Source organism: Corynebacterium sp. HMSC074H12, assembly GCF_001813755.1.
GTDB classification, from domain to species: Bacteria; Actinomycetota; Actinomycetes; order Mycobacteriales; family Mycobacteriaceae; genus Corynebacterium; species Corynebacterium hiratae.
Map to the genome: position 1 here is coordinate 60,324 of NZ_KV813901.1, position 21,720 is coordinate 82,043.

Here is a 21,720-nt window from a genome sequence, read left to right on the forward strand (position 1 = left end):
TTGAGAGGTTTCTAGTCAGCGCTCAACTTTACCCGTCCGGTGCTGTGCTTAGCGACGCCGCCCCCGGATGATGTCCCGCAACCTTCCCAGGTACTCGCGCACGCGCTTTTCCGCTCCGTGGTCGGTGGGCTGATAATACTCGGCATCGGCCAGCGTCTCCGGCAGATACTGCTGGGCTAGAACACCGCGTGGATCATCATGCGGGTACTGATAGCCGACGGCGTTACCTAGGCGCTTAGCACCCTCGTAGTGCCCGTCGCGCAAGTGCGGCGGGACGTAACCGCTCTTACCGGCCCGGACATCGGCCTGAGCAGAATTGATGGCATTAATAACGGAATTCGACTTCGGCGCAGTAGCCAGGTGGATCGTGGCCTGAGCCAGCGGGATGCGCGCCTCGGGCAGGCCGATCAGCGCAGCGGCCTCCGCGGCGGCCACGGCGGTGGGTAGCGCGGTGGGGTCGGCCATCCCAATGTCCTCTGAGGCGTGCACGATGAGCCGGCGCGCAATGAAGCGTGGATCCTCGCCAGCCTCAATCATGCGGGCGAGGTAGTGCAACGCAGCATCGACGTCAGAACCGCGAATGGACTTGATGAACGCGGAGACTACGTCATAGTGCTGGTCGCCGTCACGGTCATAGCGCACCACCGCGCGGTTGACATTGTCTTTGAGAATGTCGACGGTGAGCTCGCCACCATCTGGTACCGCCTCAGCCGCAGCCTCGAGGTAGGTCAGCGTGCGACGCGCATCTCCTCCGGCGAGCAGCACCAGTTGGTCCAGAGCGTCTTCCGTTGCGGTGATTCGCCCGGCTAAGCCGCGCTCGCTCGTCAGCGCTCGCTCGGCGAGAGTGCGCAGGGAGGCGTCGTCAAGCGGCTCCAAGTGCAGCAGCAGCGAACGCGAGAGCAGAGGCGCCACCACGGAGAAGGAGGGGTTCTCGGTGGTAGCTGCCACGAGCAGCACCGTCCGGTTTTCCACCGCAGCCAGCAATGCGTCCTGCTGGGTTTTGGAAAAGCGGTGCACCTCATCGATAAAGAGCACTGTGCGGCGGCCCTCAATCAGCTCGCGGCGAGCATGCGTGATGACTTCCCGTACCTGCTTGACGCCGGAGTCGAGGGCGGACAGGCCGATGAAGTTATCCCCCAGAGAGGACGCGATCAGCGAAGCCAGGGTCGTTTTTCCGGTGCCTGGCGGGCCGTACAGGATGACGGAGGCCTCGCCGGAACCCTCGACGAGGCGGCGCAGCGGAGTCCCGGGTTCCAGAAGGTGCTTTTGGCCCACTACTTCGTCGAGGCTTTGCGGCCGCATGCGCGCGGCCAGCGGTGACCCCGAATGAGTCGCAAAAATATCGGGGCCACCCGGCAGGCTTGGCGCTGATTGGTCGTCGCCGAAGAGTGACTCCTGCCCCATCAGGACTCCCGGAGACGGGAGGCCACAGCGTGGCCGAAAGCGGCAACAGTCGAACACCCATCGTTCTTGCACTGCGCGGCAAAGCGTGAGAGCGCTTCGAAAGTTTCATAAAGGTCGCGCCGAATCAGGAGCTCATCCTCGCTGAACGGGCCGTGATCGGAGCGGCGAAGCAGCGAGCGATGCGGGTCACGATAAATTTCGGCGTTGCCTTCCGCCAGAGCCACTACCCCTTCAATCCCACCGGCATACATCGTGGTCACGCTCGATAAAGCCCAACCAATGAGGCAGGCGACTATCAACTCATGCAGTGTCTTCTCATCCGCCAGCTGCGGCCACACGTCGACGACTCGGCGCTGCCAGGCTTGAATGAAGACGTCCGCCTCAGCATCCGTAATCGGGCGACTGAAGAGGAACTGTGGGAAGCCGGCGACAACACAGGCCACGTCAAAGCCCACGTTGCGAAAACCGGCCCACTCATAATCCAGGAAGGTCAGGGTTGTCCCCGCGATGATGTTGTCTGGGGATAGATCGAAGGGCGTAAAAGCGCGGTTGCGGCCAGAACTAAAGCTCTGCATGGCGGTGCGGGCCAATTCGCGGACGTGCTCTGGTGGCTCCAGTCCTGCTTCGCTGAGGATGTCCGCACCGATCAGAATGGAGCTTTTCAGGGACTCATCGCGCAGGGCTTGGTGCTCGGCGTATTCGGGATGCCGGCGCAACTGACGGTTCAGCAGAGCCTTGTAATCCTCTTCGTGCCCAGCCGTGCCTGCGTGCATTTTGCCCAGCGCGCCGCCCAGGGACCTGAGCAGCTCTCCGCGTTCTTCGTCATTGCTGCGGGCAAGAGTATCCGCCAGGCTGTCGCCATCACCGGCGTCAGACAGCACCAAAATGCGCTTCTCGACGTCGTGTGCGAGCAGCACTGGGCCTGGGCGAACCTCTTCGGATAACGCTGTGGTGAACTGATAGGCCACCACCTCACGCAGAAGGGCGGCGTCATCAATGGTATGCCCGGTGACTGGGTTGTATTTGATGACCACCGAACGATGCGGGAAGAAGGCACTCGGTGACGTGCGGGCACGAAGCACCACGGCGTTGCCCGAACCAGTGAGTTGCTCGACGTCACTAAGCTCAGGCTCCCCGCCAAAGCGGCGCGAGAGCATCTGTGAGGCTTCCGCCACCACGGCATCCGCCACAGATTTGTTCTTGGACTCGTGTCCCATCGGATTCACTTGCTTGCCTGCTTCCACATATCGTAGGCCCAACTACATTACCGAGTTGAGCGACCTAGGACTCCTTCCCAACCTTGTCGCCCTGAGCGGCCTTGGCTGCCTTCTCCGGCTTAAAATCCACGCCGGTCTCCTTGCGCTGCTCGGCAGGGATGGTGCCCGGAGCATCGGTCAACGGGTCCACGCCGCCACCGGACTTCGGGAAAGCGATGACGTCACGAATAGAGTCGAAACCTCCCAGCAGGGAGACAATGCGGTCCCAACCGAACGCGATACCACCGTGCGGAGGGGCGCCAAACTGGAAAGCGTCGAGGAGGAAGCCGAACTTCTCCTGTGCTTCTTCCTCACCGATGCCCATAACGTCGAAGACACGCTTCTGCACGTCTTGGTCGTGGATACGGATAGATCCGCCGCCGATCTCGTTGCCGTTGCAGACGATGTCGTAGGCGTAGGCCAGCGCCTCACCCGGGTTCTCGTCGAAGTTGTCCAGATATTCCGGCTTCGGCGAGGTAAAGGCGTGGTGTACTGCCGTCCACTTGGAGTGGCCCAGAGCCACGTCGCCGGAGGCGGTGGCGTCAGCGGCAGGCTCGAACAGTGGTGCGTCCACAACCCAGGTGAAGGCCCAGTCGCCGTCCTTGATGAGGTCCAGCTTCTTTGCAATCTCACCGCGTGCTGCACCCAGAAGAGCGCGGGATGACTTGGTCTCACCAGCTGCGAAGAAGATGGCGTCACCCGGTTTGGCACCGACGTGCTCGGCAATGCCCTCGCGCTCGGCATCAGTAATGTTCTTGGCCACCGGGCCGCCCAAGGTGCCGTCCTCAGCGATGGTGATGTAAGCCAGGCCCTTCGCGCCGCGCTGCTTCGCCCATTCCTGCCACGCATCGAACTGGCGGCGCGGCTGGGAGGCTCCGCCTTCCATGACGACAGCACCAACGTACTCGTTCTGGAAGACACGGAAGGTGGTGTCCTTGAAGAACTCGGTGCACTCGACGATCTTGATGTCGAAGCGCAAGTCCGGCTTGTCAGATCCGTAGTACTTCATGGCATCGGCATAGGTCATGCGCGGGATGGGGGTCTTGATTTCGTAGCCGATGAGCTTCCACAGGGCGGAGATAATTTCTTCCGCAAGAGCGATCACATCGTCCTGATCAACGAAGGACATCTCGACGTCGAGCTGCGTAAACTCCGGCTGACGGTCCGCGCGGAAGTCCTCATCGCGGTAGCAGCGAGCAATCTGGTAGTAACGCTCCATGCCGGCCACCATGAGCAGCTGCTTAAACAGCTGCGGGGACTGTGGGAGTGCGTACCAGCTGCCCGGCTTGAGGCGGGCGGGCACGAGGAAGTCACGAGCGCCCTCCGGGGTGGAGCGGGTCAGGGTCGGGGTTTCGATTTCAGTGAAATCATGGCTATCCAGAACCTGGCGAGCGGCACGGTTAGCTGCCGAGCGCAGGCGCAAAGCCTCATGCTGGCGCTCCCGACGCAGATCGAGATAGCGGTACTTCAGACGGGTCTCCTCGCCGACCTCACCGGAGGAAGAAGGATCATCGATCTGGAACGGCAGTGCTGCAGACTTGTTGAGCACTTCCAGATCCGTAACGTTGACCTCGATCTCACCGGAGGCCAGGTTCGCGTTAGCAGAACCCTCTGGACGGGGATCCACCACGCCGGTGACCTTAACGCAGTATTCGGAGCGCAGATCATGGGCGCGCTCAGCAACCTCGGATTCACGGAAAACCACCTGGGCAACGCCGGAGCGATCACGCAGGTCAATGAAGATAACACCGCCATGGTCGCGACGGCGCGCCACCCAACCCGTCAGGGTGACGGTCTCCCCCGCCATCTCTTTGCGCAGTTCGCCTGCCAAATGTGTACGCAGCACTCTCGTTCAATCCCTTCTCATTGTTGACGCTCGCACCCACACACGCCACGCGTAGACAGCACGCGCCGAGGGATGCAAGAACTTGAACGGCCCAAGTCTACCGCCCGCACCGGACTTGCTCAGCTCTGGGGTAAACACCGAGCACCGCCGAACGTTGAGCGCTGGTACCCCCGCCTGACGCAGCTCCCCTCATCACACTCACATCACCGCCCGCATATGGCAAAATCTGGACCATGACTTTCAAATCTGGCGCCAACTTTGATGGCAAGCGAGCAAGCTCCGGCGGCGGGGGCCGCGGCGGCATGATCGCTACCGGCGGCGGCATTGGCTCCCTCCTCCTCATTGGCCTCTATCTCTTGCTTGGCGGCGATCTTGGTGACATCACCGAAAGCAGCCCTCAGCCCGACCAAACCCAGGTCGGCCCAGAGGAAAGCGGAGAGGATGCCTTCGCACACTGCCAAACTGCCGAGGACGGCAATAAGTACGACGACTGCCGCGTCATGTTCGCCGCCCAGTCCGTCGACAAGGTCTGGGCCCAGCAGCTGCCGGATCAGGCAGGCATCGAGTACGTCGAACCCGGCCGCGTCATCTTTAACAACACCACTATGTCCGGCTGTGGCCAAGCCTCCGGCGCCACCGGGCCGTTCTACTGCCCGGCCGATGAGTCCGCCTATTTCGACACCGCGTTCTTCGATCAGCTCCGCAACTTCGGTGGGGATAATGCACCTCTGGCACAGATGTATATCGTCGCCCACGAATTTGGCCACCACATTCAGAAGCTAGAGGGCACACTCAGCTTGTCCAATTACAACGAACCCGGCGAGGACTCCAACGCAGTGAAGATTGAGCTGCAAGCGGATTGCTATGCCGGACTGTGGGCACACTACGCCGACAAGGGTGAGGATGCTTTGCTCGAAACGATCACCGAACAGCAGGTCACCGACGCCGTCAACACTGCCCGCGCCGTGGGCGACGACAACATCCAGCGCCGCTCTGGCGGCGAGGTACGCCCCGATACCTGGACACACGGCTCCTCTGAGGACCGAGCACAATCCTTCCTCGCCGGATATAACAGCGGAAAGATGGAGCAGTGCGACACTTTGGGTCGAGGCGTATATAAGTCTTAATACCGAGCGTCAAAAATGTTGGTGTGTCCACCGAAAGGCCACACCACCCCCAAATGTGCCACAAAATGTGCAGATTAAATTCAAATACATGAGGCGTTTACCTGCCGGCAATCTTGATGCTTTACCCTGATCAAGTTCCCGCCGGTTCGTGGTGGGATCCGCTCTGTCTTTAAAAACATAAAAGAACTGTGCGTGATGTCATCACCTGCACCGCAGCAGGTACGTTAATCCCCATCATTATTGACGCTTTTACCTTGCCCGCGGCAGCCCGCGCTTCCTCATCACGCAGCGTTCTCTTCATGAAAGGAACGACGTTTTGAGCACCGCCACGCCGACGATGCCTGATCTCGAAACGATGAATGGTAAGAACAAGGACTGGATTTGGCACTTGTTCTTCGGCGCCATCACCGCTGTTACTCTTGTCCTCTTCATCATTTGGGGCAACGGAGAGGTTGCTGAGGGCGCTAACAAGATCGTCCTTGTTACCGCGATCATCTTCGCCGTATTCATGGCCTTCAACATTGGTGGCAATGACGTCGCCAACTCTTTCGGTACCTCCGTGGGTGCGGGAACCCTCTCTATGAAGCAGGCCCTCGCTGTTGCGGCGGTTTTTGAGGTATCCGGCGCGATCCTCGCCGGCGGCGAGGTTACCGACACCGTCCGCTCCGGCATTGTGGACCTCGACGCCATTGACGGGCTCGACCCCATGGAGTTCGTCTACATCATGATGGCGTCGCTGCTCGGCGCTGCCATCTGGCTGCTCGTCGCTACCCGCATGGGCTGGCCGGTTTCTACGACCCACTCCATCGTCGGCGGTATCGTCGGCGCCGCGCTGACCGTCGGCTTCGTCACCGGCAAGGGCGGAATGGACATGGTGCAGTGGGGCGGCATTGGCACCATTGCTTTCTCCTGGGTACTTTCACCAGTTCTTGGCGGTGTTGCCGCTTACCTGCTGTTTAGGTGGATTAAGGCTTCCATCCTCGTCTACAACGACGCCGCAGACGAGCGTCTGCGCGACATCAAGGTTCGCCGCGCTGAGCTGCGCAAGGAGCACAAGACCCGCTTCGAGCGCATGAACGAGCTGCAGCAGATTTCCTACACCAACGCCATGGCCCGTGATGCCGCCCTCACCGCGGAAGATGATTACGATCCAGAGGCGCTCGAGTCCGACTACTACCGAGATTTGCACAACCTCAACAAGGATCTCGAGGACGTCAACGCGCACCGCGCACTAGAGAACTGGGTCCCGCTGCTGGCAGCATTGGGCGCTGTTATCATCTCCGCGATGATGCTCTTCAAGGGCCTCAAGAACACCGGCGTTGACTTCTCCACACTTGAGAACCTCCTTGTCATGGGCATGGTAGGTGCCGTGGTCTGGATGGCCGTCTTCATCTTCGCCCGCTCTCTGAAGAAGAAGTCCCTGTCCCGCTCCACCTTCCTCCTCTTCTCTTGGATGCAGGTCTTCACCGCCTCCGCCTTCGCGTTCTCGCACGGCTCGAACGACATCGCCAACGCCATCGGCCCCTTCGCCGCCGTCTTCGATGTCCTGCAGACCAACCGGATTTCTGACGAAGTCACCGTCCCGCTGCCGGTCATGGTGGCTATGGGCATTGCCCTCGTTTCTGGCCTGTGGTTCATCGGCCGCTTCGTTATCCAGACCGTCGGTTCCGGCCTGACCCAGATGCACCCCTCCTCCGGTTTCGCCGCTGAGCTGGCTGCCGCTGCCGTTGTCATGGCAGCCTCCCTCCTAGGCCTCCCGGTTTCCTCGACGCACATCCTCATCGGTGCTGTCCTTGGCGTCGGCATCGTCAACCGCGCTGCTAACTGGAACCTGATGAAGCCCATCGCCCTCGCATGGGTCATCACTCTCCCAGCCGCCGCTGCCATCGCAGCTGTGACGGTCTCCATCCTGCGCGTCGTGTTCTAGTCTCAACACAACACGCGCACAGGGCATCGTACCCAGTCGCCGCGAGTCTCCTGCCGCCTCGGGATACTCGCGGCTTCTTTGTTTTCTCTGTCCACCAGCGACCACTGGGGTTTGAGAGCACCCGTACACTGGGACGGCATGAGCGATAACTCCCTGGCCAGATTCTTTTCCGCATTCAACGACATTGAGCAGTTTCTCCGCCAGGCCGTCGGGGCCAAGAACTCCGACTCCTTCTGGTGGATTGTCGACCGCGCACACGACAAACACCTGCTCAGCAAGCGCCAGGCAGAGCAGCTCAAGGACTTAGGTAATCTGCGCAACGCCATCGCCCACGGCCGCTATTTCGACGGCGAGCCCATCGCTACCCCGCACCCACAGGTGCTGGCGCAGCTAGAGAACCTCCAGCGGCTTCTTACAGATCCGCCCACGGCACAGTCCTTACTCGCCAACCGTGAGGTCACCACACTTGGCCCCGATACCCCGATCATAGAGGCTCTCCGGCTCATTAATAGGACCGGCTATTCGCAGATCCCGATTTATGATTCCGGCGCTTACCAAGCCCTCCTCACGACCAATGTCATCGCCCGCTGGGTCGCAGCAGATTTGGGAGACGATGGTGTGGTCAACGCGGCGTCGATTAGCGCCGTTCTAGAGTTTGCAGAGAAGAAGGACAGGGCCGAGTTCCTTCCCCGCAACGCCAGTGCGCAAGAGGTCATCGATGCCCTCACCGAACCCGCGGCGGACGGCACGCATCCTAGTGCGGTTCTCCTTACCGAGCAGGGCAAGCCTTCGCAGCGCCCGCTCGCCATCGCAACGCCAGCGGATCTTGCAGTCTTGGTCGACGCCCTTGAGTGGGAATAATTACCCGGCTAAACTTTGTTGACATGTCACAGAGAGGAGTATGGCATGCAATTTGGAGTCTTTAGCATCGGTGATGTCACGCAAGATCCCACCACCGGTCGCACCCCCACCGAGGCCGGAGCGCATCCGCGCTATGACAGAAATCGCCCTCAAGGCAGAGGAGGTGGGCCTCGACGTCTTCGCCACCGGCGAGCACCACAACCCACCCTTCGTCCCGTCCGCACCCACCACCCATCTGGCCTACATCGCGGCGCAGACGAAGAACCTGCACCTCTCCACTGCCACCACGCTGATCACCACCAACGACCCCGTCCGGCTTGCAGAGGACTACGCTTTTCTCCAGCACCTGGCTGACGGGCGCATCGATCTCATGTTGGGCCGCGGTAACACCGGTCCGGTTTACCCGTGGTTTGGCAAAGATATCCGCGAAGGTATCCCTCTGGCGGTGGAGAACTACCACCTGTTGCGCCGCCTGTGGCGCGAACCGGTCGTGACCTGGCAAGGAAAATTCCGCACCCCGCTACAGGGATTCACCGCCACACCGGCGCCGCTCGACGGTATCCCGCCCCTCGTCTGGCACGGCTCTATCCGTTCCCCACAGATTGCCGAACAGGCGGCCTATTACGGCGATGGTTTCTTCCACAACAACATCTTCTGGAACAAGGAACACACCGCGAAGATGGTGAGCCTCTACCGCAACCGCTACGAATCCTACGGTCATGGTCGCGGGGATCAGGCCATCGTGGGCCTCGGCGGGCATGTCTTCATCGGGTCTACCGAGCAGGAGGCGAAGGATTTCTTCCGCCCCTACTTCGACAACGCCCCGGTCTACGGCCAAGGCCCTTCCTTAGAAGAATTCACCGCACAAACCCCACTGACGGTAGGCACGGTGGAGCAGGTCGTAGAACGAACCCTGCAGTTCGCCGACTGGGTGGGCGACTATCAGCGCCAGCTCTTCCTTATCGATCATGCCGGCCTTCCGCAAGAGGTGGTGCTAGCGCAGATTGAGATTCTGGGTACGCAGGTCGTCCCTGAGCTGCGCCGGCGCTTTGAGGAGCGCCGCCCAGATCATGTACCTTCTGACCCGCCAACGCACGCCACGCTCGGTAGTTATGAACCACACGCGTTGGTCAACCCTGGAGAGGAGAAGTAGATGCGGTCACTCGTCGTCATTACGGCTGGGTTGTCATCGCCGTCCTCGACGCGCGCGCTTGCCGACGCCCTCTCGGCCGCCACCTCCGCCCACGTCACCGCGCGGGGCGAAGGCACCGACATCACCGTCGTCGAGCTCCGGGACCTCGCGAGCGAGCTAGCTGAGGCCATGACCAACTGGGTTTCGCCCACGCCCCGTCTCACCGCGGCACAGTCCGCGGTGCTGGATGCCGACGGCCTCATCGCGGTCAGTCCCGTGTTCCAGGGCAGTTACTCGGGTCTGTTCAAGATGTTCTTCGACACCTTGGAGCCACATTCCCTGGAGGGGCTTCCAACCCTCATCGCGGCCACGGGCGGCTCCAGCCGTCACGCCTTGGTGTTGGATTATGCCCTGCGCCCACTACTCAATTACCTGCATGCCACGGTGGTCCCCACCGGCATCTTCCAGGCCACGGAGGACTTTGGCACCGCTGAGGGCGCGCGCAATGAAAAGCGCATCGAGCGCGCCGCTGGGGAGTTGGCGGACCTCATGGTGCGCCCGCTCGACCGCGTAGCTGGCCTTGCCGGCCCTCTCGGCGAACCGCAGGACACACACCAGGGTTCTGCTGGGCAGGCACCGGATTCGGAATCAGGGGGCTTCCGCGAACTCCTGTCCCGCCACGACGGCCAACCGGGCTAAGCAACGACTGGGGGCGCTCGGTACTATCGTAAGGCGTAACTTATTTAACGCTTCTAAGGAGGTTTAACCCCCATGACAATTAGCGTGACCGACATCTTCTCGATCGGCATCGGTCCCTCCTCCTCCCACACCGTGGGCCCCATGCGTGCTGCTAAGGCCTTCCTCGAGACCCTTGAGCAACACCCAGCAAAGGTCCACATCGAACTGCGTGGCTCCTTGTCCGCTACCGGCCGTGGACACGCTACGGACCGGGCCGTCATTCTAGGCCTCGCCGGTTGGGATCCGCTCTCCGTTCCGCTCGATGCTGAGCCACGCGCCGATGCCTTCATCCCTACCGAGGGCAGCATCAGCGGCCCGGCAGGCGAGGTGGAATACAGCATCGAATTCAACAACGAGCCGGTGCCCGAGCACCCGAACTGCCTTATTTTTACTGCTTGGGACGAAGACGGCTCCATCCTCGCCGAGAACGCGGAGTATTTCTCCGTCGGCGGCGGCTTCATTCTGTCCCGCGAGGAGTACAACGCCCAGCTCGAAACCGACACTGGCGTTCCGGCCGGTGTCGCTGCGGCTACCGCCGAGGACACCGTTCCTTATGAATTCCAATCTGGTGAGCACCTGCTTCACCTGTGCGCTGCCAATGACATGGCGATTTGGGAGATCGTTGCGGCGAACGAGGCTGTGCTTCACCGCGACGAGGGCGGTCTCGACTACGTCTACCAGCACCTCGATCTCGTCTGGGACATCATGCGCGAATGCGTGACCGAGGGAATTTCCACCAAGGGAATCTTGCCTGGTGGTCTCCGCGTCAACCGCCGCGCGCCGCAGATGTACCAGCAGTTGTTGGCCAAGCAGGACGACGAGTCCTGTGGCTTTTCCGCGATGGAATGGGTAAACCTCTACGCGCTCGCCGTCAACGAGCAGAACGCCGCCGGCGGCCGCGTCATTACTGCGCCGACGAATGGCGCCTGTGGCATCATACCGGCGGTACTCCATTATGCCCGCGACTTCATGGCGGACTTTACGCGCGCCGATGCTCGCCGCTACCTGCTCACTGCGGGTGCCGTGGGCATCATTATCAAGTCCAATGCCTCCATTTCCGGCGCCGAGGTGGGCTGCCAGGGTGAGGTAGGCTCCGCCTCCTCTATGGCGGCGGCCGGCATGGCCGAACTGCTTGGGGGGACTCCGGAGCAGGTAGAGAATGCTGCCGAGATCGCGCTTGAGCACAACCTCGGCTTGACCTGCGACCCGGTCGGCGGCCTCGTGCAGATTCCCTGCATCGAGCGCAACGCCATCGGTGCCGTCAAGTCCATCAACGCCGCACGCCTGGCCCGCATGGGAGAGGGAACGCACCACGTTACCCTCGATAACGCGGTACGCACGATGGCCGAAACGGGGCGCGACATGCTCTCCAAGTACAAGGAGACCTCGCTCGGTGGTCTAGCGAAGACGATGGGCTTCACCGTCTCCCAGGTGGAGTGCTAAACCAGCTGACGAAGCTGCTTGACGACGTCCCCCACGGGGACGTCGTGCTGCTCGTGCGCGCGCAGATCCTTGAGCGCCACGGTGCCAGACTCTAGCTCCTGGTCACCGAGGACGAGTGCGAAGCGGGCGTTGGCGCGATCAGCGCCCTTCATCGCTCCCTTGAGGCCGCGGTCACCGAAGGACATGTCCGCGGAAATACCGGCCTTGCGGAGGTCATCAATGATGCTGACCATCTTCTTCTTTGCCGCAGCGCCCAAAGCAACGCCATAAACGGCCACGCGCTCTTCGACGCCGTCGAGCTCCACGCCCTCGGCTTCCAGGGCCAAAACCGTGCGGTCCACTCCGAGGCCGTAGCCGATACCGGACAACTCCTGTCCGCCGAGCTGAGCCATGAGCCCGTCGTAGCGGCCGCCGCCGCCAATGCCGGACTGCGCGCCGAGGCCATCGTGGACGAATTCGAAACAGGTCTTCGTGTAGTAATCGAGACCGCGGACCATGCGCGGGTTGATGGTGTAGGGCACGCCCATGTCATCGAGCAGGCCAGTGACCGTCTCAAAGTGCTCGCGGCACTCGGCATTGAGGTGGTCGAGCATCAGGGGGGCGTCGACAAGCTGCTCCTGGACTTCCGGGCGCTTGTCATCGAGAACGCGCAAGGGGTTCAGCTCCGCGCGGGCCTTGGTTTCCTCATCCAAGTCGAGCTTGAACAGGAACTCCTGCAGCTTCTCACGATAAGCGGGGCGGCACTCGTGGTCTCCCAAGCTCGTAAGCTCGAGGCGGAACTGGCTCAGTCCCAGGCTGCGGTAGGAGCGATCCGCCAAGGCAATGATCTCTGCGTCCAGCGCCGGATCATCCACGCCGATGGCCTCCACTCCGACCTGCTGCAGCTGGCGATAGCGGCCAGCCTGCGGGCGCTCGTAGCGGAAGAAGGGGCCAAAATAGTTGAGCTTGACCGGAAGCTGACCGCGGTCGAGGTTGTGTTCAATGACCGCACGCATGACACCAGCGGTGCCTTCTGGGCGCAGTGTCACGGAACGATCGCCACGATCGGCAAAGGTGTACATTTCCTTGGACACGACATCCGTGGACTCCCCCACTCCGCGGGCGAACAACGAGGTGTCCTCGAAGATTGGGAGTTCGATGTGTTGGAAGCCGGACAGGTGTGCCTGGTGCACGAAGGTGTCGCGCACCTTGGCAAAGATGGCCGATTGCGGCGGGACGTAGTCCGGCACACCTTTAGGCGCGGACAGGGCTTTGAACTGCTTCTTATCACTCACGCCCTTTAGAGTACATCCCCCGCTGCGCGTAGAAACGGATTAGTCGCGCGTTCACGACGCATAGTCGTGGTCGGGCCATGGCCCGGCAAGATAGCAAGGGAGTCATCGAGGCCCCACACCGGGCCGCGCAAGGAACGCTGCATCGCGGCGTGGTCGGAGTGCGGCAAGTCGGTGCGCCCGATGGAACCCTTAAACAGCACGTCGCCCGTCAGGGCAACCTCCTCAGCCACGAGAATGACGCATCCGGGCGAGTGACCTGGTGCATGGAGCAGCTTGAACTCAAGGCCAACCAGATTCAACGTTTCTCCGCCGATCAAGTCGCGACGGTCCGCCACCTGCTTCATGGAGGCGGCAGCAAAGAGCATCTGCGATTCGGGGGACACACCGGAGCCATCCACAAGCATAAACGCGTCATCTGGGTGGATGTAGACCGGTAGGTCAAACTCGGCGGCATCGCGCGTGTGGTCAATGTGGCCGTGGGTGAGCACGACGGCCTCAAACTCCAAGGACTTCTCACGCGCGAGCTGCTCAAGCTTCTCGCGCGTGTGCATCCCTGGGTCCACGATGAACGCCCGGGATCCGTTAGCCACCACATAAGTGTTGGTTTTATAGGGCCCAGCGGCGAAACCGTAGATTTCGGGAGCACTCATTACTTGAGAGATGCCAAAGCTGCGTCGTAGTCCGGCTCAGTCGTGACCTCCGGAACCAGCTCGGTGTAGGTCACCTTGTGGTCCTCGTCCGTGACGATGACCGCGCGGGCGAACAGGCCCTTGAGTGGGGAGCCCTCTAGCACGAGGCCCAGCTTATCCGCGAAGTCAGAGCGGAAGTCAGAGGCGCTGACGACATTCTCAATGCCCTCGGCCGCACAGAAACGCTCCTGCGCGAACGGCAGGTCGCGGGAGACAGAAAGAACAACAGTGTTCTCCAGTCCAGCCGCCTCCTCGTTGAACTTGCGCAGCTGCGCCGCGCACACACCAGTGTCGACGGATGGGAAGCATGAAACGACGAGGCGCTTGCCGGCGAAGTCTGCCTTGGTCAGCTCTGCCAGATCGGTACCGACAAGGGTGAAGTCCGGCAGGGCCTCACCAACCTTGGGCAGCTCGGCGTTGGTTTCGACGGGTTCATTCTGAAAATTCGTTGTAGCCATGGCACCCAAGCGTACTGACGCGCGGGGCGCCGCGCCATGATGTAGGACGGTGCGGTTAGGATAGGTGAGTCGAAAGTTCTGAACCACCACAGTGGAGGAAACATAGGTGTCTACTAACAGCCAGCGCTTGGATGATGCGCTCAACCAGCTCGATCGCGAGCTGAAGTCCCGCGACCGTAAACAGAAGAGCCGCCCACTTGGCGTTGTTGTGATGGCAGCCGTCGTCATTATTGCCCTCGTCGGCGGAATCTGGTTCTTGGCTACCCGCTCGTCGGAGGAAGAGGAGATTCAGGCCGAGGAGAGCTCGGCCGCGGAGACCACAACCGAAGCCCCCACCGCCGAGCCTTTGACCGGCAAGCGTGCCACACCGCTGGGTGACACCGTAACGTGTGAATACCCAGAAGCAGGTGACGCCTCCCGTGAGGTGCCTACGCCTAACGGCAAGGACATTCCAGCCAAGGGTGAGGTGACCGTCAACTTCGCCACCAAGCAGGGCGACATCGAGATGACCCTCGACCGCTCCCTGGCTCCGTGTACCGTCAACGCAATCACGGACATGATTTCGGCGAAGTACTATGACGACACCGTGTGCCACCGCATGACCGATGGCACCATCTTCGTTCTGCAGTGTGGCGACCCGACCGGCCAGGGCGCCGGTGGACCGGGCTTCCAGTTTGCCAACGAGTACCCCACCGATGAGTCTGACGATGCCGCCAAGGCACAGCCTGCCCTGTACCCGAAGGGCTCCATCGCGATGGCCAACGCCGGCGAAGATACCAACGGTTCGCAGTTCTTCATTAACTACAAGGACTCGACGCTTCCTCCCTCCTACACCTACTTTGGTGATTTGACGGAGAAGGGTCAGAAGACCATCGACGCTATCGCTGCTAAGGGCGTCAAGGATGGACAGTCTGACGGAGAGCCCGCCGAAGAGGTGCGCATCACCAAGGCAACCATCGAGGGATAAGTTTTACCCCCTTTACGGTGATTAGCCCCACTCGCGTTCAGCGAGCGGGGCCATTTCTTTATCACTCCGCCCCACCCCATCCAGTACTAAGAATTTCTTAGCCTTGAGCAGTTCATTTGGCAAACCACTCACCCACCACGGGCACCTCTGTTTAATATCCCCAGCTCACATACGGCGGCCAGCAGATACACAGACTCACCAACTAATTGCCAAATCTCTTGCAAATCGCACAATGTCTCAGTAGCATCTGTGAGGTCTTTGAAATTCCCGAGATCTTAAGGAACGAGAATGAAGTTCTTCTCCCGTAAGGCCCTTGTTGCTGCCGCTACCGCTGCAACCGTTTCCCTGTCCGGCGTGTCCGTTGCTTCCGCTGAGGACACCGCTGAGGACACCACAGTCGTAACCAACGAGTCCGCAGACTCCGAGACCACCACGGACAACGACAAGGAGACCGACAACTCCGAGTCCACCACGGACAACAACAAGGAGACCGACAACTCCGAGTCCGAGAACGACAAGGAGAAGGAAGAGGAGTCCTCTTCTTCCTCCTCCAACGACTCTGAGGGTTCCTCCATCACCGACATGAAGCCGTCTGAGATCCGCGACTGGATCGCAGTCTTCACCGCCATCATCGGCGCTCTGGGCACCGTCTTCGCCTTCTACCAGAAGAACTTCGCTCCTAACGCGAAGTAATTCGGTTTCTCTTTCCACCCTCTCCAAAGATTAGGACACTCCACCATGAAGTTCTTCTCCCGTAAGTCCCTCGTTGCCGTCGCTACCGCTGCAACCATCACCTTCTCCGGCACCGCTGTTGCTTCCGCTGCTCCGGTCGAGAACGATAGCTCCTCCGCTGCTTTCTTCGCTCTCTCCTCCGACGATGAGGGCAACGTCAGCCCGAAGGAGATCCGCGAGTGGATCAAGGTTATCACCTCCATCATCGGCGCCATGGATGACGCATTGCGTCTCGGCGACAAGCTCGCTGGCAACTAAGCCGCAAGCACGTAAGTCTCCTCCCGCGTTCAACGCGCCGGAGGAGATTTTTCGTTTTGCGGGCTGGCCATCCCCCGTTTGACCGTTACTGCCCTAGACACTGCTGCCCTGGACGTGCTGCCTTAGTTGCCAAAGTTTTCCCTCCCGCCCCGGGGATCGGGCTATGTTTTCGTCACGTAGGGCAGTCTGGTCCCCACCCCATGAGGCTCGCGCTCTCGTGTGGAATGGAGAAAGGTGTCTCGGCACGTCCTTCAGGACTCCAACCCTCACAGTGGTTAGCAGGTCTAACAGCTGGCGAGAATCTATTCGCTATCCTTTTGCGAGTCTTCTTCGACTTCTTCGATGCGCTCGGCGCCGAGGATATCCTTAAACACTGAAGCGTCGACAAGCTGGCCACGGCGGATGACCGAAATCTGACCAGTCGGTTCCAGAATCATAAGCTGGACGTCGCTACGCCGTCCGAGCCCCGCCTTGCGCACAGCGGAATTGATATCCCTCTCGGTGATGTGCGCAAAATGCATGTTGTCCTCTTGCAGTTCCCCCTTGTACACCAAAAGGACCGGTTTTCGGTCAATGAACCTCGACCACCTCACCAGCTGTCTGAAGGTGCCGAAAGCGGCCTCCAACAACATGAGCGTAAACAATCCGATGATGCCGGCGGCAAGCGTGGGCGGGTTGCCTACGATGACGCGTCCCGAAACCGCACCAAACATAATGATGATGACAGCATCTGAGGCCGTGATAGACGTCAGCACCCGACTACCGAAAAGCTTGACCAAGAGCATGAAAGCCAAGTAGATGCCCAGCGTTGCGAACATCACCACCGGGATGCGGTGAGGCTCGATGCCGAGCTGATACATTGCCTCGCGTCCAAATAGCCTCAGTGTATCCACAGCTTCCCACCATACCTTCCGCATGCGAAAAGCCCGCACCTCAGTGCGGGCTTTAGGAACGAGACTGACTAGATGTTGAACTGCTTGCGCAGCTGCTCAATCATCTGCTGTACCGGAGCCGGTAGCGCGCCTGCCGGCAGGTTAATAGCGCCAATCACAGCGGCAATGGCAGCAGCAATGGCCACGGTGATCCCCACGCCCAGGCCGACGGAGGACGCTACATCCTTGTTGGAGCCGTTATCCTTCGGATCCTTCGGGTTCTCTGGGTCCTTCGGGTCCTCGTCGTTACCCGCGCCCTCAAGGGTGATAGGCAGGACAGCCTTAGTACCAGCATCCGTGGTGATGGACAGCTTCTGCTCGCCCTCTAGGCCCTCCGGGATGGTGAGCTTGACGGTTGCGCGGCCACGCTCGCCAAACTGCTCATCACCCGGCTGTGCTGCGTTATCAATGTCTTCCTCAGCCTTAGCGTCACCCAGTGCAACGGTGACCTTCTTAGCCTGCGGCTCCTCAGCGTTGGAGTAGTTCAGGGAAGACAGGTCAATGGTAATCTCGCTGCCCGGCTTCAGGTCCCCCTCAATGTGAGCACCGATCTGACCCTGGCCGGTGCGGACCTTGGACTCTCCGGACGCAATGTAGTCAATCATCGCCTGGGTGTCCATGTGGCCAACGTCATTGCGGTTCTTGATGGAACCGGGCTCGAAGAAGCCATCGCCGCCTGCTTCCGTATCGCTGGATGCGAGGAAGGAGGACAGAGCAATGCTGTAATTCTTGTTCGGGTCAATCGGTTCACCGTTAATGGTGACGGACTTAACGCGCTTGCCTTGCTCAGCCTTCTGGTCGTAGACAACGGTGACGTTGTTGGACAGGCCTAGAGCCAGACGTGGGCGGGACTGGCCAGGCTTCCACTGGTTTTCCAGTGCGGTGATGAAGTCAGCTCCGCTGACCTCAGCGGTAATCACGGAGTTTCCGAAAGGCTGAACAGCAAAGATGTCCTGGTATGTAACGTCACCTTCCTTGAGGTCGGCGCGCACACCGCCCGCGTTCATGACGCCAATTTCGATGTCCTTGCCCGCCGGCTTGGCTAGAGCGTAGCGCTGACCTTCCGCAATGAAGTTGTTAAGGGTGGACTCCACACCGCGGTTGGAACCGGTGTCCTTGCCCTCATCAGAACCGCGGTACATGGCCTTCTCAGTGGTACCAGCAGTCTTAGCACCCTCAATCTCCGCTACCTTCTTTGCTTCCTCGACGACCTTAGCTACCTCGGGGTCGTCTTCGAGGCCCTGCAGCTGGGAGAAGACCTCTGCGTCGGCCACATCGTACTGCTTGAGATCAATCTTGGTGATCTTCTTCTCGGCCTTGTCGTAGGTGATGTCGGCGTCGTTAAGCACCTTGCCGTACTCGTAGCCCTGTGCCCAGTACAGCGGCAATGCGCCGTCACGGGCAATTTCGCCCTGGGTCTTGACGTGAGTATCACCGCCGAAGAGGATGTCCACGTCCTTGCTGAAGCCCTCAGCGAACTGCTGGGCGTCCTCGTGCATGAGCGCCACAACCACCTCTGCCTCGCCGGACTCTTTCAGACGGGCGGCTTCCTTATTGGTGGCCTCGACCGGGTCGGAGAATTCGACGCCCGGGATGGACGCAGCGGACACCTTGTACTTGGTGTTCTCGGTGACGGTACCAACGAAGCCCACCTTCACACCGTCTACCTCCTTGACGAAGGAAGCATCGAGCAGGGGCTTGCCATCTTTGGTGACGTTGGCGCCCAGGATCGGGAAGTTGGACTGGTCCTTGATACGGCCCATCAGGTCATCGGTGCCCTTGTCGAACTCGTGGTTGCCCACGGCCGTGACATCGAGATTCATAGCATTGAGGGCCTCGTTGGTGTACTTGTCCCCAGAAATCGCAGACACGAAAGCGGAACCGCCAACGTTATCACCGGAGGAGGTCAAGGCGTACTCCTGGTCCTTGTTGACGGCCTTAATGAGCGCAGCCATGCGAGCAGCACCCATCTCGGAGTAACCAACCAGTTCCTCGGTTTCTTTATCAAAGTTTTCGGCCAGCTCAAGGTGGCCGTGGAAATCGGTGAAGTTGGTGACGGAGAAGGTCACCTGGTCGGCCTCAGCGGCGAAGGCAGGTGCGCCGGAGACGGCAACGGCGGTGACTGTGGTGGCGGCCAACAGCTGGCCAAAGCGGCGGAAATTCACGTGGTACTCCTGAAGATGAGAGGAATCTTGTCCACGCGTTTATAACGCATCCATCACGGTGGCGCAGGGCTCGCTAACGCTGCCACCTGCAGGTTCACCTAGTGTCTTCCCCGTTTTCATCCCTGCGCAACCCAGTGTTCAACCACACACCCCCCGGTTGAGGGGTGGTGGTTTAGCCGTGGGCCTCAGTTCGCCTAGGCGGTGACGCGGTAAACGTCGAAGACTCCCTCGGTGTTGCGCAGCGTCGTCATGAGCTGCCCCAGCTGCTTGGTATCGGACACCGAGAAGGTAAAGCGAACGGTCGCGATGTGGTCATCGCCGCGGTTGGACGTCATCGATAGCACGTTGAGGCTCTGCTCGCTGAAGATACGAGTCAGCTCAAAGAGCAGGCCCTGGCGGTCGATGGCCTCAAGTTGCAGCGTTGCGGAGAAAGCACCAGAAGACTTCGGCCCACCGGCCCACTCCACCTGCATCATGCGCTCCGGCTCGGACTTCAGCTTTTCAGCGTTGGTGCAGTCAGCACGGTGCACAGACACCCCACCGCCGCGGGTAACGAAGCCAAAGATGGCGTCTCCTGGCACGGGCTGGCAGCACTTCGCCAACTTGGCCATGACGTCTGGGCTTCCCTCCACCAGAATGCCGGTGCCGGATGCGGAATCCTTCGTATGCTGCGCGCGGGAGTTCTCCAGCTCACTCAGCGGGGTGCGCGAAGCCAAGGCATCGACAGCGTCATCTTGATCCCCAAAGAGAGCCATGAGCTGATTAGCAACGTGCTGCGCCGATACGTGGCCCGCGCCGATAGCGGTGTACAACGCATCCACGTCGGGATAGTGCAGCTGCTCGGCCACCTGCTTCATCGAGCTGGCGGTGAACAAGCGGTGCATGGGCAAACCACCGCGCTGAACCTCAGCGGCCAGGGCATCGCGCCCGGCTTCAAGATGCTCCTCACGGCGCTCTTTGGCAAACCACTGCCGCACCTTCGTCTTCGCCCGGGGCGACACCAAGAACTCCTGCCAATCCCGCGACGGTCCTGCGTTCGGATCCTTCGAAGTGAAAATTTCCACCTTGTCGCCGGACTTGAGTTCAGACTCTAGGGCCACGAGTTTGCCATTGACCTTGGCGCCGATACACCTGTGCCCCACCTCGGTGTGCACAGCGTAGGCAAAGTCAACGGGGGTGGAACCGGCAGGCAGGTTAACCACGTCGCCCTTCGGGGTAAACGCAAAGATCTGCTTGGCGGTCAGGTCATAGCGCAAGGAGTCGAGGAACTCGTTGGGATCTGCTGCTTCCTTTTGCCAATCCAGCAGCTGGCGCATCCACGCCATCTGGTCGACTTCTTCCTGGTGGCCGGAATTCTTGCCCTTAGTTTCCTTGTAGCGCCAATGCGCCGCCACGCCGAACTCAGCGTTGTAGTGCATCTCGTGCGTGCGCACTTGCACTTCAAGAGTGGAGCCACCGGCCGCAATCACGGTGGTGTGCAAGGACTGGTACACGCCGAAGCGCGGCGAAGAAATGTAATCCTTAAAGCGCCCTGGAAGAGCCTGGTACAGCGAGTGCACCACGCCGATGGCTGCGTAGCAGGAGTTGATGTCATCGACAAGAATACGGATGCCCACAAGATCGAAGATTTCCGCAAAGTCACGGCCGCGCACGATCATCTTCTGGTAAATCGACCAGTAATGCTTCGGGCGGCCCATCACCTCAGCCTCGATGCCGTTGGCCTTCAGCGCCTGGCTAACCTGAGCCTTGATCTCTTTGAGCGCTCGATCGCGCGAGGGCGCACGGTCGGCCACCATGCGTACGATTTCGTCATACTTCTTCGGGTACAGGATGGCAAAGGCCAAATCCTCAAGCTCCCATTTGACGCTGGCCATTCCGAGGCGGTGAGCCAGCGGCGCGATGACGTCGAGAGTCTGGCGTGCCTTCTTAGCCTGCTTTTCCGGCGGGAGGAAGCGCATCGTGCGCATGTTGTGGAGACGGTCGCACACCTTGATAACCAACACGCGCGGATCAGTAGCCATTGCCACAATCATCTTGCGGATCGTTTCCGCTTCCGCAGCGGCGCCGAGTGCAACCTTGTCGAGCTTCGTAACACCATCGACGAGTCGGGCCACCTCAGGACCAAAATCACGAGTCAGATCCTCGAGCGAGTAGTCGGTATCCTCCACCGTGTCATGCAGCAACGCTGCTGCGACGGTCGTGGTGTCCATACCTATCTCCGCGGCGATGGTGGCTACCGCCAGCGGGTGCGTGATGTATGGCTCACCGGACTTGCGGAAAACGCCTTCGTGCAGACGCTGTGCCGTGGTGTAGGCGTTATTGAGTAGTTCCGCGTCGGCCTTCGGATGAAATTCCCGGTGAATGGACATCAGCGGGTCGAGCGCCGGATTGATCTTTACTCTGCCGCCCGTCAGCGAACGAGCCAGGCGGGCGGACATGCCGCGGACGCCGCCTGGCCGCCATGCAGTCTTGTCCTGCTTTTCAGTCGTCATGTCTGCCTCCGCGAAGTAG

17 protein-coding genes and 1 pseudogene are annotated in these 21,720 nt (G+C 60.5%); 9 read left to right on the top strand and 9 right to left on the bottom strand.

Annotation, left to right across the window (positions count from 1 at the left end; translation table 11 throughout):
* Positions 1-48: 48 nt before the first annotated feature.
* From HMPREF2932_RS04835 to aspS, 3 genes are all read right to left on the bottom strand, one after another.
* Positions 49-1,404: a replication-associated recombination protein A gene (locus HMPREF2932_RS04835; protein ID WP_049154576.1), complete on the bottom strand. Its 1,356-nt coding sequence runs from the start codon at positions 1,402-1,404 to the stop codon at positions 49-51.
* Positions 1,404-2,621, bottom strand: coding sequence for a phosphotransferase family protein (locus HMPREF2932_RS04840; RefSeq protein WP_071409725.1), 1,218 nt, complete (start codon positions 2,619-2,621; stop codon positions 1,404-1,406). Before HMPREF2932_RS04840 ends, HMPREF2932_RS04835 begins: the two co-directional genes overlap by 1 nt.
* Positions 2,622-2,685: 64 nt before the next feature.
* Positions 2,686-4,506 (bottom strand): aspartate--tRNA ligase, encoded by a 1,821-nt coding sequence (gene aspS, locus HMPREF2932_RS04845; RefSeq protein ID WP_071409726.1) that lies wholly within the window; start codon positions 4,504-4,506, stop codon positions 2,686-2,688.
* Positions 4,507-4,739: 233 nt separating this feature from the next.
* Here aspS and HMPREF2932_RS04850 point away from each other — a divergent pair, with 233 nt between their 5' ends.
* From HMPREF2932_RS04850 to HMPREF2932_RS04875, 6 genes and pseudogenes are all read left to right on the top strand, one after another.
* A complete protein-coding gene (locus HMPREF2932_RS04850) occupies positions 4,740-5,633 on the top strand; it encodes a KPN_02809 family neutral zinc metallopeptidase (protein WP_049154573.1) in 894 nt (297 codons plus the stop codon).
* Positions 5,634-5,970: 337 nt separating this feature from the next.
* Positions 5,971-7,560 (top strand): inorganic phosphate transporter, encoded by a 1,590-nt coding sequence (locus tag HMPREF2932_RS04855; protein ID WP_198525934.1) that lies wholly within the window; start codon positions 5,971-5,973, stop codon positions 7,558-7,560.
* Positions 7,561-7,698: 138 nt separating this feature from the next.
* Positions 7,699-8,421 carry a CBS domain-containing protein gene (locus tag HMPREF2932_RS04860; RefSeq protein WP_049154572.1) on the top strand — a complete coding sequence of 241 codons (723 nt, stop codon included), beginning with the start codon at positions 7,699-7,701 and terminating at the stop codon, positions 8,419-8,421.
* A gap of 45 nt (positions 8,422-8,466) precedes the next feature.
* Positions 8,467-9,574, top strand: a pseudogene (locus HMPREF2932_RS04865) (LLM class flavin-dependent oxidoreductase).
* Positions 9,575-10,252 (top strand): FMN reductase, encoded by a 678-nt coding sequence (locus HMPREF2932_RS04870; RefSeq protein ID WP_070516932.1) that lies wholly within the window; start codon positions 9,575-9,577, stop codon positions 10,250-10,252.
* A 72-nt stretch (positions 10,253-10,324) separates the two neighbouring features.
* Entirely contained in the window at positions 10,325-11,734 is a 1,410-nt protein-coding gene (locus tag HMPREF2932_RS04875) for an L-serine ammonia-lyase (protein ID WP_049154569.1), read from the top strand.
* Here the strand turns inward: HMPREF2932_RS04875 and hisS are convergent.
* Genes hisS through tpx form a run of 3 tightly spaced genes read right to left on the bottom strand, consistent with a single transcriptional unit; the run spans position 11,731 to position 14,155 of the window.
* Positions 11,731-13,008 carry a histidine--tRNA ligase gene (gene hisS / locus HMPREF2932_RS04880; protein WP_071409727.1) on the bottom strand — a complete coding sequence of 426 codons (1,278 nt, stop codon included), beginning with the start codon at positions 13,006-13,008 and terminating at the stop codon, positions 11,731-11,733. The two genes, HMPREF2932_RS04875 and hisS, sit on opposite strands and share 4 nt — an antisense overlap.
* A gap of 5 nt (positions 13,009-13,013) precedes the next feature.
* Entirely contained in the window at positions 13,014-13,658 is a 645-nt protein-coding gene (locus tag HMPREF2932_RS04885; RefSeq protein ID WP_049154568.1) for an MBL fold metallo-hydrolase, read from the bottom strand.
* Complete coding sequence (gene tpx / locus HMPREF2932_RS04890; RefSeq protein ID WP_070679740.1) at positions 13,658-14,155, bottom strand: thiol peroxidase; 498 nt, start codon at positions 14,153-14,155, stop codon at positions 13,658-13,660. Before tpx ends, HMPREF2932_RS04885 begins: the two co-directional genes overlap by 1 nt.
* A 106-nt stretch (positions 14,156-14,261) precedes the next feature.
* On the opposite strand from tpx, the gene HMPREF2932_RS04895 reads away from it, so the two are divergent.
* The 3 genes from HMPREF2932_RS04895 to HMPREF2932_RS04905 all read left to right on the top strand — a co-directional run bounded on the left by HMPREF2932_RS04895 (position 14,262) and on the right by HMPREF2932_RS04905 (position 16,112).
* Positions 14,262-15,122, top strand: coding sequence for a peptidylprolyl isomerase (locus HMPREF2932_RS04895; protein ID WP_070679737.1), 861 nt, complete (start codon positions 14,262-14,264; stop codon positions 15,120-15,122).
* Positions 15,123-15,410: 288 nt separating this feature from the next.
* Positions 15,411-15,815: a hypothetical protein gene (locus HMPREF2932_RS04900; protein WP_070679734.1), complete on the top strand. Its 405-nt coding sequence runs from the start codon at positions 15,411-15,413 to the stop codon at positions 15,813-15,815.
* A gap of 45 nt (positions 15,816-15,860) precedes the next feature.
* Positions 15,861-16,112, top strand: a complete 252-nt coding sequence (locus HMPREF2932_RS04905) for a hypothetical protein (RefSeq protein ID WP_046648585.1) — start codon at positions 15,861-15,863, stop codon at positions 16,110-16,112.
* 302 nt (positions 16,113-16,414) lie between these two features.
* Here HMPREF2932_RS04905 and HMPREF2932_RS04910 read toward each other — a convergent pair whose 3' ends face one another.
* From HMPREF2932_RS04910 to HMPREF2932_RS04920, 3 genes are all read right to left on the bottom strand, one after another.
* The gene (locus HMPREF2932_RS04910; RefSeq protein ID WP_180963910.1) at positions 16,415-16,972 is read right to left on the bottom strand and encodes a DUF421 domain-containing protein; all 558 of its coding nucleotides are present in this window, start codon (positions 16,970-16,972) and stop codon (positions 16,415-16,417) included.
* Between the two features lie 101 nt (positions 16,973-17,073).
* Positions 17,074-19,209, bottom strand: coding sequence for a bifunctional metallophosphatase/5'-nucleotidase (locus tag HMPREF2932_RS04915; protein ID WP_070679732.1), 2,136 nt, complete (start codon positions 19,207-19,209; stop codon positions 17,074-17,076).
* 194 nt (positions 19,210-19,403) lie between these two features.
* A complete protein-coding gene (locus HMPREF2932_RS04920; protein ID WP_049154885.1) occupies positions 19,404-21,701 on the bottom strand; it encodes a RelA/SpoT family protein in 2,298 nt (765 codons plus the stop codon).
* Positions 21,702-21,720 lie beyond the last annotated feature (19 nt).